Source organism: Leeuwenhoekiella sp. A2 (assembly GCF_047946655.1).
GTDB lineage: Bacteria > Bacteroidota > Bacteroidia > Flavobacteriales > Flavobacteriaceae > Leeuwenhoekiella.
Genome location: NZ_CP172311.1, coordinates 44,989 through 60,615, shown reverse-complemented (window position 1 = coordinate 60,615; position 15,627 = coordinate 44,989). Strand labels below are relative to the sequence as shown.

The 15,627-nt window shown below is 38.5% G+C and carries 15 protein-coding genes; all 15 read right to left on the bottom strand.

Going from position 1 to position 15,627, the window contains the following annotated elements; all coding sequences use genetic code 11:
• Positions 1–9: 9 nt before the first annotated feature.
• On the bottom strand, positions 10–672 hold the full coding sequence (locus ACH3PA_RS00285) for an ATPase (protein WP_416441660.1): 663 nt from the start codon (positions 670–672) through the stop codon (positions 10–12).
• On the bottom strand, positions 656–1,408 hold the full coding sequence (locus tag ACH3PA_RS00280) for a hypothetical protein (RefSeq protein WP_416441662.1): 753 nt from the start codon (positions 1,406–1,408) through the stop codon (positions 656–658). The genes ACH3PA_RS00285 and ACH3PA_RS00280 overlap by 17 nt, the downstream gene beginning before the upstream one ends.
• 3 nt (positions 1,409–1,411) lie before the next feature.
• Positions 1,412–1,696 (bottom strand): helix-turn-helix domain-containing protein, encoded by a 285-nt coding sequence (locus ACH3PA_RS00275; RefSeq protein WP_416441664.1) that lies wholly within the window; start codon positions 1,694–1,696, stop codon positions 1,412–1,414.
• A 297-nt stretch (positions 1,697–1,993) separates the two neighbouring features.
• Positions 1,994–2,833 (bottom strand): RteC domain-containing protein, encoded by an 840-nt coding sequence (locus tag ACH3PA_RS00270; protein WP_416441666.1) that lies wholly within the window; start codon positions 2,831–2,833, stop codon positions 1,994–1,996.
• A gap of 182 nt (positions 2,834–3,015) precedes the next feature.
• Complete coding sequence (locus ACH3PA_RS00265) at positions 3,016–3,936, bottom strand: helix-turn-helix transcriptional regulator (RefSeq protein ID WP_277899731.1); 921 nt, start codon at positions 3,934–3,936, stop codon at positions 3,016–3,018.
• A gap of 5 nt (positions 3,937–3,941) precedes the next feature.
• A complete protein-coding gene (locus tag ACH3PA_RS00260; protein WP_277899732.1) occupies positions 3,942–4,433 on the bottom strand; it encodes an asparaginase domain-containing protein in 492 nt (163 codons plus the stop codon).
• A gap of 44 nt (positions 4,434–4,477) precedes the next feature.
• The gene (locus ACH3PA_RS00255) at positions 4,478–6,211 is read right to left on the bottom strand and encodes an efflux RND transporter periplasmic adaptor subunit (protein WP_416441668.1); all 1,734 of its coding nucleotides are present in this window, start codon (positions 6,209–6,211) and stop codon (positions 4,478–4,480) included.
• 326 nt (positions 6,212–6,537) lie between these two features.
• Positions 6,538–7,101: a DUF305 domain-containing protein gene (locus tag ACH3PA_RS00250; protein WP_416441670.1), complete on the bottom strand. Its 564-nt coding sequence runs from the start codon at positions 7,099–7,101 to the stop codon at positions 6,538–6,540.
• A gap of 131 nt (positions 7,102–7,232) precedes the next feature.
• Positions 7,233–7,940: a PepSY domain-containing protein gene (locus ACH3PA_RS00245; protein ID WP_416441672.1), complete on the bottom strand. Its 708-nt coding sequence runs from the start codon at positions 7,938–7,940 to the stop codon at positions 7,233–7,235.
• 5 nt (positions 7,941–7,945) lie between these two features.
• A complete protein-coding gene (locus tag ACH3PA_RS00240) occupies positions 7,946–10,687 on the bottom strand; it encodes a heavy metal translocating P-type ATPase (protein ID WP_416441674.1) in 2,742 nt (913 codons plus the stop codon).
• A gap of 77 nt (positions 10,688–10,764) precedes the next feature.
• Complete coding sequence (locus ACH3PA_RS00235) at positions 10,765–11,322, bottom strand: helix-turn-helix domain-containing protein (protein ID WP_416441676.1); 558 nt, start codon at positions 11,320–11,322, stop codon at positions 10,765–10,767.
• A 2-nt stretch (positions 11,323–11,324) separates the two neighbouring features.
• Positions 11,325–12,554, bottom strand: coding sequence for a permease (locus ACH3PA_RS00230; protein WP_416441678.1), 1,230 nt, complete (start codon positions 12,552–12,554; stop codon positions 11,325–11,327).
• A 7-nt stretch (positions 12,555–12,561) separates the two neighbouring features.
• On the bottom strand, positions 12,562–13,119 hold the full coding sequence (locus ACH3PA_RS00225) for an ion channel (RefSeq protein WP_416441680.1): 558 nt from the start codon (positions 13,117–13,119) through the stop codon (positions 12,562–12,564).
• A 15-nt stretch (positions 13,120–13,134) separates the two neighbouring features.
• Positions 13,135–14,634: an FMN-binding glutamate synthase family protein gene (locus ACH3PA_RS00220; RefSeq protein ID WP_416441682.1), complete on the bottom strand. Its 1,500-nt coding sequence runs from the start codon at positions 14,632–14,634 to the stop codon at positions 13,135–13,137.
• Positions 14,635–14,644: 10 nt separating this feature from the next.
• A complete protein-coding gene (locus ACH3PA_RS00215) occupies positions 14,645–15,310 on the bottom strand; it encodes a DUF2231 domain-containing protein (protein ID WP_416441684.1) in 666 nt (221 codons plus the stop codon).
• Between the last annotated feature and the right edge of the window lie 317 nt (positions 15,311–15,627).

Genomic DNA, 15,627 nt, shown 5'->3' with positions numbered 1-15,627 from the left:
GTCTTAAATTCACTTCCTTTTATCCCCAGCCTTCTCGTGAAAAGCAATTAAATTGAACAACTCCCGCATCCGGCTACGCACCCGGTTGCCATAGCGTTCTTCCAGTTCCTCTGCATTGAGGTTGGTTGTTGCGTGGGTTTTGATCTTGTGTTTGGTTTGTAGATAAAGTTCGTATCGAGATAAAAGAACTTCGCCCATCACGTTCAGATCCTTTCCGTAAAACCTTCCGGCAGGTTCTACGCCCAAATCGTCAAAACAGAAAAACTTTGTATTTCCATAATCCTCGATGGTTTTAAAACCAAGATGGTTAAAACTGAATGCCACATTCCGACAAGGAATCATTTCATAGGGGCGTTGCAACGGAACTAAATGCCGTAAAAGTTTCATCAAGCTGGTTTTGCCGCATCCCACGGGCCCAGATAGTAAAATGCCCTTTTCAACATCAATCTCATATTTTTGGCAGTTTTCCGTGTCCTTGATGAAGTAGGAACAGAGTTTTAGCAAAATATCCTTGTCCTCCTCATAGATTTTGAATTTCTTTCCAAAAAGAAGCTTGCCCTTTGCATTCAAATAAGTTAGGATTTTCGGGAAATCATATAGCACACATTTCCCATCAAATTTGCCCAGCGAATATTCCACGCCGCCTTCGGTTATTTTAGAGGGGTTGTCCATAATCCTTGGTTTTAGTGGTTTTGAGGTTGTCCCGATTTTGGGACGCTCCCCTTTTGTTTGGTTTGTTTTCTTCGGCAAATAATTCGGTTCTATCCATCCAATTTGTGGCCAAGGCCCGCCAATCCCTGATTGCATTTCCATCACTTGTTTTCCAATGGTTGGCTTCATAATGCGTAAAGAATTTTTTTCCTTCATCAGCATTAAAACCTTTTTCAATAAAAAAATCCAAAACTGCCTGCCTGCCCTTTGGTTGTTTATTAATGTTTACCTGTTTGGTATTGTTTATATTAGATACCAATGCTTGTCCACTCACGGGACGGTGCGGGTACACAGCTTTTCCGTTGATGGGATGGTGCTGGTACACTACTGGTTCACGAATGGGATGGTAGTGTTCCGCAAGCTGTTCCAATTCGGGACTGTACCGTCCCATATCCGGCTCATCACTTGTCCCGATAATGGACATCTTGATCTTGCTCCCTTTGTATGGATTGTTGGATGGGAAATAGGATAGGTAGTTCCACGAGTTCAGGTCGGTAACACAGCGATGATAGGTAGATTTCGAACCTATTTTGGCCACACGCATCAGCTCGCGGCGGTTCACAAAAAACTCATCGGCAAAACGGCTACTGTTCCATTCTTGGAACAGGGCCATATACAGGCTGATATGGGTCGGGTTCAAGCGATCATCGAAGAAGAATTTTTCAAAAGCCGCATTGAGTAGCTTGATGTAATTCATCGCCTAAGAATTTAATCCGTGCTGCACACGGTTTGCGTTCATCACGTTCTGAATTTCCTCGGCATCGTAGTAAATGATACCACCAACTTTGGTGTAGGGCAATGTGCCATTGACACGAAGGTTTTGAAGTGTTCCCGGACTCACTTGAAGCAATTCCATCACTTCGGAAGATTTCAGGTACTTTTTGAGTTCACCGGTTGCTTGTCGGGATAGGAGCTTTTTAATGTCATCGAGCAATTCCATTTTGAATTCCCGAAGATCGTCTGTGGTAATGATACTTGTTGGCATAATAGAACGATTTTAAAGAAAAGGGCCACCAAATTGCTTTAAGCTAATTTGATAGCCCTTCGCAGGATTTGACTTTCGTTCTACAAATTTGGAATGGATTATTGGTTTTTGTTCCCTATTAAGACCGTAGTACGGTAAAAATTTAACATCTTGAATTTTAATCCGTTTTGATTGGTTTTGATCCTTATATAGGATTGTAGGTAATCTAAAATATCACCAAATTAAATGAGGAAAGCGAAGAAATAGGATTTCGGTATGTAAACCGTAGTACGGTCTTTTTTTAACAGCTTTTTAGAATTATTCTTCACTCTTGTTCATTTCAGAAATCAGGGAGGTGCTGAGAAAATCCAGAAATAAAGTCCTACTATTTTTTCTGTTTTTTATATCCTGATAGGTTTTGTAGATTTTCTCAGATGGTTTAATATCGAATATATTCTGAAGCGTATTAGACAATTTGATAATGCTCAAATCATTTTGTTTTGTAATTCCGGCAGCACTTAAAGCATAGACTAACTCTACCCAATCAATATTGGAAAACGGCCAAGGAATTTTTTGAATGCTATTTGACTTAATACTTTTTTCATTCACATTATTTTTGAGCCTGAATAATCGTTCATCCAAATAGATTACCAACAAATTGTATGCTTTAAATTTACCTAAAAGCATATCTCTGGGAGTACAAAATTCGGGATCCTGAAAATAGAACTTTGAGGTTGTTATATGATAGGTGCTTAAATAATCACGAGTATAATATTCCTTATCAAAATGGGTAGCTTTGGAATTAACATACTGCCCAAAATCAATATTATAAAGAAAGAAACGGTTAAATTTGCCAATTTTCTTTTTCAAGAACTTAAGCTTGGCTTTTTTATCGGCTTTCGGAAACTGTATTTCCAAAGAATGGATTTCTGAAAAATAAATGAGTTGTATCAGCGGGACTTGCTTTATGTTTTTAAAGAAGTCTATTTCTTGCTCTAAGGAATCAAAGTCATTTTCAATGATTTCTCTTTTAAACGAACTAAGTAAATTACGGCATACTTCAATAGAACGAAAAGCCCTATTCAAAATATTGTTGTTTTTAAGCTTAATTTCGTTCAGTTGTTCCAGTAATATTTCTGTTTGTAACTGTAAATCCATCACCAATCATTTTACAGATCATTTTGAAAAGGTTTAAGGAGGTTTCAATTTGTCTAAAGATAAATTTAGAACTATAAAATACAAGTGAATTATAGCGTATTTAGATACGGAAATGCCGTATTTTCCTACGGAAATTTATAAGATATATTATTTAAAAGAGAATTATATGACAATATCTCTGTCTATCTCTTGAAACTTTTACGGAAACGAGATAAAAATTGACGTCTATTTTTTACGTCCGTTTTCTTGAAGATGTTAGAGGCGTGTTTAGAAACAGTACTTTCTGCGATAAATAAATCTTTGGAAATTTCTTTGTAGGTCTTATTGCTTAAAATAGATAAAGCGACTTCAATTTCCCGTCTGGTTAAATTTTCATAAATTATTCTATGCTTTGCTGAATATTCGTTTTGTTTATTGTTCCAATCAAAAATTTTATGCATTTTACTTTTATTCTCAAGCAGGTAAAGATACCTGTCTATTTCAATGGCAGTAATAGCGTAAAAAGCTAAGTTCATTACAGTAAATGTTAACCATTGGTAATCCCCAATGACTGTTAAAACTGGAAGCAGCGCGATACAACTTACGCTTAGGACTGACAATTTATTCCGTCTCAGAAAAAAAGGATTTGGTTTAACCGAATTTGAAATCCTCTGGTAAAAAAACCAAAGAAATACAAAAGCTATTATGGATATTGGAATGGTAAACAGAAATCTAGCAGAACTCAATGAGTGCGTGAAGAAGTAAGGGATCAAAAACAGCAATACAAAACTACCAATTGCTATAATGGTAAGGTTTTGGATTGAAAAATGAAACTTAACTACTATAATATCATACTCTTTATATAGGTAGTATATCAAATAAAGGCAAAGTGTTATAGCTACACCATATGTAATGATATATTGAAAAATAAATGGATCAGGAAAATTTTCTATGGGCAAAAATCCACCTGTGCCATTATAGGCTATAAAAAGTAAGCCCAGTTTTATAAATCTGAAAAAATTGTTTTTAAGTTTTTTAGATGATTGATAGAGAGCAAACAGTACAATGAATATATCAATTAAAAGATAGAAAAAAGTTGTCCAATGTATCGACGTTCCAAACACTCAGTTTATTCATTTTTGGAAATAAATTTGTTAGTTGTTATATTTTTAGTGACATTATTCCATCGAAAAATTCTACCGTTCATAGCGATATACACATCCGGCTTTAAAAATTGTAATGCACTGACTGCAAAACCCAAATTGAAGGGGGCATCCGTATTTTTAGAGTCTCCCATAATAAATGAGCCTACAAGGACAATAGTTTTTTCAAGGTCTTTATTGCCAAGGTAAAATGCGGTATCTTCCATCGTAAAAGTGCCGTGGGTAATTAGGAATTTTTCTGCCTTGGAAGCTTTTATTTTTTTTAGCAAAAAATTTCTATCTTCATCGGTAATTGATCGGCTATCTTTAGCAAATGCCTTTTCAATGATGTAAGGAAAAGAAACATTGGCGGATTCAATAAGTTCTCTAATAGTTATATTACTTTGTTTTTGCTTATTTTCTTGTTTTTCATAATCCAAGCCCTCAATGGTTCCTCCTGTTGTAAGAATGTGTATCATAATTTCGACAGATTTAATTAACTTTAATTTGGGATGAATAATTGTTAAAGGGTATCAATTGTGCTCCCACAGGTCATCATCTGCTCCCCGTAATAGGGATTACGGATTTCTTTATCTGCACTCAGCCAAAACGCACCTTGATTATTGTTGGCCATCGGACATTTCTGTATCAAAATTTCGGGATCGATATTTTGAATATTCATTACAATAGGAACTATATTTTGATTCAATACCACAAAATGATTCCTTTGATTTTTAATATTATCGGCTTCATTGATAGCCACTAACATTCGCTTAATTTTGGAAATATGGGATTGTTCCATTTTATCCAAATCACTTTCGGGAATTGACTTTATTTCTTCCAGTGTTTTTTTTGCGTAAACAGAAATAGCGGTGATATTTCCTTCTACAAAAGCATCTTTCATATCCAGATAGGGTTTTAAGCTTTTCTTAATAGCTTTCTGTGTTTCTTGTGATAATTTCATCTTCGTTTCTGGTATCGTTTCTTCCTCCGCAGAATTGCTCTGGTTCATCATTGATTTTTTACCGCGTAACTGTGCAGCTGCATCTACAGTAAAAGTGCCATTGGTTACAATTTCATCGCCATTTTCAAGACCTTCGGTAATCGTGTATGCTTCCCCATTTCTGTTACCGATGGTCACTTCCCGCATTTCAAAAACGGGTTCCTCAGGATTGGTTTTCACATAAACCACCGAACGCTCTCCAGTCCACATTACTGCTGATGCCGGAACGACAAGCTGCTGTTTTTGGGAAACACCAAAACCTTCTATATTCCCAGCAACAAACATTCCCGGTTTTAAGAGGTTGTTGTTATTTTGTATCGTAGCTCTTACCGTCACCACTCTGGTTTGAGTGTTTAATACCGGGTCAATAAAAGATATAGTAGCATCAAATTCCTTATTGGGATAGGCATTGGTGGTCATTTTAATTTCCTGCCCTATTTTAAATTGGGAAATTTGATTTTCATAGGCGTCAAACGCCGCCCAGACCGAGTTTAGGTTGCTTAATTTCAAAATAGGCTGCCCCTGTTTTACGTAATCGCCTTCTTCTGCCATTTTTTCAGAAACTGTTCCTGAAACCGTGGCATAAATCGGAAAATTTTCACGTACTTTTCCTGACTCTTCAATTGTGTTGATTTGGCTTTCCGAAAGTTTCCAAAGCTTTAATTTATTCCTTACAGATTTGTAAAGTGCTGGTTGGCTTTCTTTAAGCGATGCCGTAGTAATGAGTTCCTGTTGCGCTGCGACAAGATTGGGGGCATATATGGTTGCCAAGAGCTGTCCCTTGCGAACTTCCTGCCCTTCATAACTTACATTGAGGCTTTCTATCCTTCCGTCAAAGTAACTTGCCTGAACGGAATTTGCTTCTTCATTTTCGACTATTTTTCCTGTTAGCGAAATAGTGTTGCCATTTTTCCCTTCTGCATCTCCCACTATACTGGTTTGGATGTTGGCCAAGGCCATTGCATTTTTTGTCATTTTAAACTGGTCAGCGGCAAGACCATCTGCACTTGATTCTGCCGGAATCAGATCCATCCCGCAAATGGGGCAGTCACCTGGTTCGGGCTGCATAATCTGTGGATGCATCGAGCAGGTCCACATCTCTTCTTCACCCTCCGTAGAGTGGTCCTGATTATCGGACATATCTGAAACGTCCTTATTGGACATTGATGCATCAGAAGATCCGCCAAAAATCAACCAACCACCAAGCAGTCCGACAAGGACTGCGATGGTGATGTATATTATATTCTTATTCATAAGTATTTATTTTTCGTTCTGTAATTGCTCAAACATTCTATTCGTATCTGCGCTTTCCCTGTCCTGCGCTTTAATCCCATCGCCGGCGAATTTCCTTAATTCTCGGTCTTGAATATCGGCACACTTACTGGTCAAGATTGCGAGTTAATGAAGTACTATCAATGCCTTCATCCGCTCTAGACTGTAATCAGTTAATTGGTTTAACGTTTAAACTTGCAAGAATCAGACGGGCAAACAAGTTATATTTTCAGAAGCAGTTGAGAATAGGAAATTACCTATTACACTTATTTAGAGGCAGTATCCCTTTTTCAACTGCTGTTATTATTTTAATTTTCAATATTCTTGGTTTCCTCGTCTAGTTTACCTTCAAATTTTGGCACAGGTCTATTTTGCCTTTCACTTTCTGTTTCAGCAATTCCATTTTCTTTTATATCCTTAATCAACCATTCCATTTCCATTATTTCCCTACGTTGTGCCTTTATGATTTCGTCGGCAAGTTTCCTTACCCTGACATCTTTTATTTTAGACCGTTCGCTAGTTAAAATGGCAATAGAGTGATGGGGTATCATTCCTTCCATATAGTCTGTATCGGAAACCGTAACCTGACTCCTGACTAACAAAATTCCGCCTGCAATGAGCAAAACTCCCATGCTTAAAACAATAAAATTTTTATTTCGGTCTTTGTACATATTAAGCATATACAGAAGCATTATAATTACCATTGATCCACCCATAATCAGAGTCATAAAAAATCTGGTCTCACTGTACCAGAAATGATCAATAATCTGATATGAGTGTACATACATTAAAAAAAACATTGCGACCATTGAGGTTGCAATCATTGCGAAAAATTTACCGTATTTACCTTTATTGTTCTGATTGTTTTCCATTTGATTTAAATTTAAAGTTTTAGTTAATATGTGATGTATAAAGCTATTATGAGTAAGCCAGCATCATAAAAAATGTTCTGTACTTCCTTTGTTTGAGTGTTTTGATTGTTCCATAGTTTTCGATTTTAGTGTTATTTGTCTCTCTTTTTTATTTTCCTGATTGTGGGCGAGCTGATATACCATAACAGAAACCCACTCAACACAGTTATCAATCCAAGCAGAGAAAAGGCACGTAGTACGATTGTGTTAAAATCATCCCGACCTTCATAATCCATCGTATGGATCATCCATAGAAAGTCGAACCAACGCCAATCCCGATGACGTAGCGTTTGAAACGCACCATCTTTTTCTGAAACGTAAGCCTTAATATTTTCAGGTGTTTCATAACTGATGACATAGGCCGGAAGCGGTCTGCCACGATACTCGCTATGGCTACACACTTGCTCGATGCGCTCGATTCCTTTTACTTCAAGTTCCGGCAGCATATTCCGTTCAGCGATTTTCAGGGCTTCATTTTCTGAAATTGCTTTCTTTTCTTTGCCTGTCTTGGCATCAAAGAGCTTTTTGTCATTAATCCAATAGAACGGCTTACTGCCAATTTCCCGAATTTCTACGGAAACTATTGCTTCCTTCAAATATGCTTCAGAGGGACTTATTAAATCGGTAAAAGCAGATGCTTCTATCGGGTCTTGCTGAAACTGGTCGCCGTGGATTTCGTCAATATTCGTCCAACTAAAGTACATTCCACTAATTGTCCACATCAAAAACTGAATGCCCAAGAAAATGCCCAGATAGCGGTGTGCCTTTCTAATCTTTATCGCTGTTTTTCTTTTTACCATATAGTTTAGTCGATGTTCGAACCTTTAAGCCTTAGGGAATTGGCAATGACAGAAACCGAACTGAAGCTCATTGCCAAGGCCGCAATCATTGGGGATAATAAAATGCCAAAGATTGGATAAAGCACGCCTGCGGCAATGGGAATTCCCAAGGTGTTATAAATAAGGGCAAAAAACAGATTTTCCTTTATGTTTTTCATAACCGCATCACTCAAATTTCTTGCTTTTACGATACCGTGCAAATCGCCTTTTACCAAGGTTATGGCCGCACTTTCTATGGCAACATCGGTGCCCGTGCCCATTGCAATGCCCACATCGCTTTTGGACAAAGCAGGTGCATCATTGATTCCGTCACCCGCCATTGCAATTACTTTGCCCTCGTTTTGCAATTTTTCCACTTCCTGTAATTTATTTCCAGGAAGCATCCCTGCCCTGAAATCGGCAAGGTTGAGTTCGTCGGCCACGGCTTGGGCGGTATCGTGGTTGTCGCCTGTAAGCATCACTACAGAAATTCCCTTATCCTGTAATTCTTTTATGGCCTTTGCACTGGTTCTTTTAATTTTATCACCGATGACCACATAACCAGCGGGCATACCGTTTATGGACAGATAAGAAACCGTTTTCCCCTGCTTTTGAAAAGATTGGGCTTCGTTTTTCATTTCTTCGGAAAGGGTGGAGTTTACCTGTTCCATCATTTTGGCGTTGCCCAATGCTACTTTTTTACCTTTTACGGTACCTTCTACACCTTTTCCAGTAACAGCATTGAAGTCATCGGCTTTTAATTCCGAAGTTTCGGGACCGATTTTTTGTTCTTCCGCGTACTTTACAGTAGCTTCCGCGAGCGGATGTTCGCTCAATTTGTTCAAGGAAACTATATATTGAAGCACTTCCTGTTCGGAAAAAGAATCATCGAAAGAACCTACTTTTTCTACCGTTGGTTTTCCCTCGGTAATGGTTCCGGTCTTGTCTATGATAAGGATATCTACCTTATCCATTTTTTCCAAAGCCTCTGCATTTTTGATTAGTACTCCGTTTTGCGCACCTTTGCCAACACCTACCATTACCGACATTGGGGTTGCCAATCCCAAGGCACAGGGACAGGCGATGATCAAAACCGCAATGGCATTGACCAAGGCATATACGTAGGCAGGTTCAGGCCCCCAAATTGCCCATACCGCGAACGTTAATAAGGCGATAAGCACCACTATGGGAACAAAATAACCCGAAACCGTATCGGCCAATTTCTGGATGGGCGCACGGCTGCGGCTTGCATCATTGACCATTTGGATGATCTGTGAGAGCAACGTGTCAGAACCTACTTTTTCGGCCTTCATCAAAAAGGATTGATTGCCGTTTATAGTCCCGCTGCTCACTTTATCGTCGGCGGTTTTGCTTACGGGAATGGGTTCGCCGGTGATCATAGATTCATCTACCGAGGTTTCCCCTTCGGTAATCACTCCGTCCACGGGAATTTTATCGCCCGGTTTTACCCGCAGGATGTCGCCCAGTTCGATTTTGTCGATAGCTACCTCTTGTTCTTGGCCATCAACGACCTTGATAGCTTTATTCGGTGCAAGCTTCAACAGTTTCTTGACTGCGGAATTCGTTTTGCTGTGCGCACGTGCCTCCAGCATTTGTCCCAATAACACCAAGGTCAGGATAACCGTAGCAGCTTCAAAATAAACGTGTACCGTACCGGCCTGCGTTTTAAATTGGTCGGGAAAAAAATCCGGTACAAACATCCCAAAGGTGCTGAACAGCCACGCGACACCGGCACCTATGCCGATGAGCGTAAACATATTGAGATTCCAGGTCACGATACTACGGTAAGCGCGTTCAAAAAACATCCAGGCGGCATAAAAGACCACGGGAAGTGAAAGCCCAAGCTGAATCCAGTTCCAGTATTTTAGTTCTAAAATATCATATAATGGATTATTGCTCAGCATTTCGCTCATCGCGATCAGAAAGATGGGCAAAGTGAAAGCAACCGCAATCCAGAATTTTCTGAGCAGTTTTTTATAGGTTTTTTCTTCTGAAGAAACATCGGGCTCCATAGGCACAAGATCCATCCCACAGATAGGGCAGCTTCCCGGTTTATCTTCTACAACTTCTGGGTGCATAGGGCAGGTCCATTGTTCAGAAGTTGTTGCGGAAAGACTTTGTTCTTTTACAAGATCCATCCCACATACAGGGCAATCGCCCGGTTTATCATAGGTCTTATCACCTTCGCAGTGCATTGGGCAGTAGAATGTTCCAGTACCATTTCCTTTGGGTTGTGGTTTTTGTTTTTCGGCTTCAGCATCTGGACGTTGCCCAGCTTTATAAATGGTGTAAGTATCGCCATCCTTTTTCAATGCTTCCTGAAAAGTTTCATAGGGAATGATGCTTTTCATATCAATTACAGCCTCTGCCTTTTTCAAGTCTACGTTTACGCCTAAGACGCCATCTACTTGCTCGAGTGTTTTTTCAACGTGCGACCTGCAACCGTTGCAGGTCATTCCATTGATAGGAAATGTGCGCGTTTTTATTCCGTTAGGTTTAATGGGATGGATGTGATACTTAGCTTTCTTCTCTTGGACTGCGTTTTCAAATTCTTCGATGTCTATGTTTTGCTCCATTTCAATGGTAGCGGTTTGGTTTTCAAAATCAATAGCTACAGCAGTAACCCCAGTAACGCCTGACAACGCATTTTTAACGGTTCTCAAACAACCAGTGCAGGACATTCCTTGTATTTGATATGTATGTTTCATTTTTCTAATTATTAAGGGTTGAATCGAGCAATATATCTATACCTTGAATTTCTTACTCTGATAATTCAGGTTAATTCTTATACAATTCTATCAAGCGTCTTGCGATTCCATTTTTGTAATTTCCTGTGTTGGGTCATCGACATACCCGTCATATTTTTGAATTGTTTTGCGAGATGGCTTCCGCTATTGCAACCCAAGGAATATGCTATTTCAGAAAAAGTCTTATTACCCATTTGCAATAGTTCTTTTGTTTTTTCCACTTTCAGTTTTATCAGATATTTTTCAACTGTAATTCCTGTTGAAGCGCTGAAAGACTTGATAATTACAGAGTAATCAACATTGAGTACATCAGAAAGAAAGGTGGACGTCTTTTCGTTTAAGCCTTGCAAGTTTTCGACTTTTTTTATCAAAGCTGTTTTGACATTCTCTATTAAAACGGAAGTATTACTATCAATTACTTCAAATCCATTGCGTTCGGCTATTTCTTTCAAAATACTTTTGCTAACCGATACTTCATCTAAAACAATCAATTCTCCCAATTCTAATGATAATATATTTATCCCTGCGTTTTCCAATTCTTGCTTGAGCACCATCTTACAGCGATCGCAAACCATATTTTTTAGTCTAACTTTCATAATCATTGAATTAAAAATTTCACAATTAGCCCGCTCGCAATCCAGATGTAACTGATAAAAGCCGCATATTTTAAAATGTTTTCGAGCAATTGGCTTTTAGGCGCCATTGCGCCCATTTTGCTTTTCACATCCTTCTTTTTGAAAAAACCCAGGTAGATCAAATACCCCGAAATTGCCAAAAAGACAAGGTTTAGATAAAATGTATAGTTTATTTTGAAATATTCGCTATCCTGCACCTTTATCTGCGATGGATCTGGTAACAGGCTCATCAGGTCAAAAGAATAGTGCAAAATGAGTGAGGCCCCTATCAGCGAAGTAAACAGAAGGAAAAGAATAAACAAGGACATCTTCCAACCATAGTATTTGGCATTGATCCTTAAAATTGGGAAAACGACCAGGTCGCTAAAAATAAAGGCCATTACCCCCGCAAAACTCACCCCTTTCCCGAAAAGCAATGCGGCCAAGGGGATGTTGCCCATAGAGCCTATGAAGGTTACAAACGCCGCAACGGGGCCTACGATGATATGTTCCAGGATTTCGAAAAACGAAAAGTCCGTATTTCCCTGACCGCTCCCAATAAAAAGGGTCTGAAACCACGCATCGGGTACAAAGGCCGCAACGATACCGGCAATGGTAAAGCCCACGGTAACATCTTTCCAGACCATCTGCCATTCCATCTTATATTTTTTACCCACTTTCGCCCAGCTGTCTTCTTTTTGCATCTGCTTCTTCCAATCTTTGGAATCATCCATTCCCGAACCTTCATCCTCCTTTTCGAGGTTTTTTCTTGCCTTATCAATAAGCTTTTTGGGGTTGATAAGCCGTATCAACATCCAACTGATCCCTATCAATAAAATTCCGCCGACATATTCGCCCACTACAAACTGCCATCCCAAAAAGATGGATATGATGATTCCTAATTCTATGACAAGATTGGTCGAAGCCAATAAGAAGGCTATGGATGAGATGAAACTCGCCCCTTTTTTAAAAAGGGACTTTGTACTTGCCAAGGCGGCAAAACTGCACGAACTGCTTATAAAACCGAAAAAAGTACCTAATAGAACCCCTTTAGATTCTGCACCGCCCATTGTTTTTTGCATCCGTTTTTCGGTCACGAAAATCTGGATCATACTGCTTATGATATAGCCCAGTACGAATGCCCACAACGCCATCCAGAAAAATCCGGTGGTGGTATAAGCAGCTTCGCCCCATTGTTTTAGAAAGTCGTTCATAATTATCTTATTTATTTTCGTTTATACGTATTTGATTAATATTGGCGATCCCGAATACAAGTACAAAAAACCTCAGCCCAACTTCTAACATTACCAAAGCCTTGGAAAGAACAGAAGTAGGCACAATATCTCCATAGCCAATCGAAGAAAAAGTTATGGTGCTAAAATAGAGGTGTTCATAAAAAATTTTAAAATCACTCATTCCTTTTTCAGAACTAACTTTGAAATTTTTAGCATCAAAAAATTGAAGCGAAGTAAAATCTAGGGCGAATGAAAAGATAATAAGGGTTATAAGTAGCCCGAATAAAATAAGAATATGGCTCAATAAATGACTTTGACCGATTATTTTCATTAATTGGTTAAAAGATAGCCTTATTATAAAAAATGTCTTAATGAACGCAAATATTAGGATTGACCTAGACAACCATTTGGAATCTCTAAACTGCGGTAGAAGCCAAAGACTCAAAATTGCAAAACCTGTAATGATTACTATAGTTGGTAATGCTTTTTTTAAAAGCTGGATATAAAAATCATTTTTATATTCTATGTCTTTAGAGTCACTCATCAATCAACTATGATATTAATTTTGAGGATTGAAAATATCTTCAAAAGATTTAATCTCGGTTTCACTTATTCTTTTGAAAATATTTCCTTTAGAGATTCCTTTTCTATCTTTTAATCCCATTGAGGTCAATATTTCCCTTAAGCCTTCAATGGTGTTTTTATGATAATTGGCTACTTTGTTTTTCTTATCCTCCACAACTAATGAGGCTACCCTCGAGGGATTCATAGTTGTAATCCCTGTGGGACAGGTATTCAGATTGCACTTTAATGATTGTACACACCCAAGTGCGAACATCATTCCTCGTGCACTATAACAAGCATCAGCTCCTAGGGCCAAGGTTTTATATAGATCAAAAGAGGATATGATTTTTCCTGCTGCAAGTATTTTAATATGTTCTCGTAGATTAAACTTAATTAAGGTTTTATTTACGAAGTGCAACGCTTCTTGCAAGGGAGTCCCTCCCCAATGCAAAGAATCCATATTAGCCGCACCTGAACCGCCTTCAGCGCCGTCAATGGCTATAAAATCTGGATAATCCTGCATTTCGACAAATATCTTTACCATTGCTTCAAACTCAGTTTTTTGCCCTATACAGAGCTTGATGCCAATTGGTTTACCATTGGAAAGTTTTCGTAATTTTTTAACAAATACAATTAACTCTTTAGTATTTCGAAAGGCACTGTGATTGGCAGGAGAATGAATTTCAGTATGAGCTTCTATTTCCCTGTACGTTGAAATTTCTTTTGTATTTTTTTTTGCAGGAAGTATGGCTCCAAAACCAGGTTTTGCTCCTTGGGAAATTTTTATCTCGACCATTTTTACCAGATCATTCTGTGCTATTTTAGTAAATTTATCAGGATCAAAATTTCCCTCCTCATTTCTGCACCCAAAGTATCCTGTGCCGAATTGAAAGATAAGATCAGCACCGTATTTCTGATGGTAGGGTGTTATTCCACCTTCCCCTGTATTTTGTGCGAATCCTGCTATTTTTGCACCTCCATTAAAGGCCAGGGTAGCGTTTTTGCTAATGGAACCATAACTCATCCCGCTTAGGTTTAAAATACTGGCGTTATATGGTTTACTACATTTAGGGCCTCCAATAGTTATTCTGAAATCATCCTGAATATTTGTAGAAGGAAAGGCTGAATGTAAAAACCATTCCCGTCCTAATTTTTCATAAGACAATTGTGTGCCAAAAGGTTGGCTCTTATTAGCGCCTGCGGCTCGTTTATAAACAATTTCTTTTTGAATCCAAGTAAAAGGTTGCCCTTCGGTACGGTTGAGCAAGAGGGTTTCTTGAACTACGTGGCGTTGCTCTTCCAAGAGATTTGTAATTCTGCCTAAAAGTGGATATGTTCTCTTAATGTTATCAGATTTTTGGTAGTAATCAATAAAGCCCAATCCTAATAAAGGCAAGGTAATTAAAGCTACCCACCATAATTTGGGTAACCAAGCAATGAATCCCGCTAATGCTATAACCATAAACAAGGCTGTAATTAAAAATACTTTTCTCATCTTTTTGTTTTTAACGGGAATGCCCTCCGTGACCTTCTTCGGCTTCATTACCCAGATAGTTGCCTTGTGGTCCCACACCTTCTATATAAACCAATTGGGAGCCATAATGCCCAGCCCAACCAACAGAATACCCTGAAAAGGCTAGTACCAAAAACACTAAAATCTCAAACCATCTTTTTTGCTTAAACCAGAAAAGGCTAACAAGTTTGAATAGAGCGGCCGCAGCACTGGACCACATCGCCCACATTGCATACTTATCGTGCTGTTCCAATACCTTTTTTGCGGTTTCGGTAAGTCCTTCGGTATGGGGATGTACAAAGTTACCGGCCACATAAGCTCCTATAAATCCTGCTCCAACTGTTAGCAATACCACCCAATCAATTGTCCGGTTCATTGTAAACAGTTGTATTAATTGCAATACAACGGCCAAAAGCAAAAGTACTATGGGGAAATGAACCACTAAGGGGTGCAGATTGGGGAATTCGTCCAAACTAGCTTCTGAGTCGTTTTGTAAGGTGGGAACAGAATTGCTTACACCCCTAGTTTCGAGGGCTTTCTCATCTTTTATTTCCGTCTTTGTATCTAAACTTGTGGAATTATTTGCGGCAAACGCAATTGTAAAAATCCCAACATAAGCTAACATCACTATGGTAAGAAATAGTTGTCTTGTTTTCATTTCTATGGTTTTTAATTAGTTTCCACTTAATTGGAGCAGTAAAGCACCAATAATGATAATGGCTACAATTCCATAAATGATATAGTTGAACCATTTTTTAAAGCCACTTTTCTTTTGTTCTCTTTCATTTCCCGTTTTACAACAATCTTTCATCGGCTTTCTTTTTTGTGCCTGCCAAGGGAAGGGACTTTTTAAAGGGTTAAATTAAGAATACCCTTCCCTAACAGGACTTTATTACCATCCCCGAAAAAGGAAAGTTCTAACTAACCAATCAATGAAAAAAACTCTTTCCTTTTTTCGGGTATAATTGTATTTAT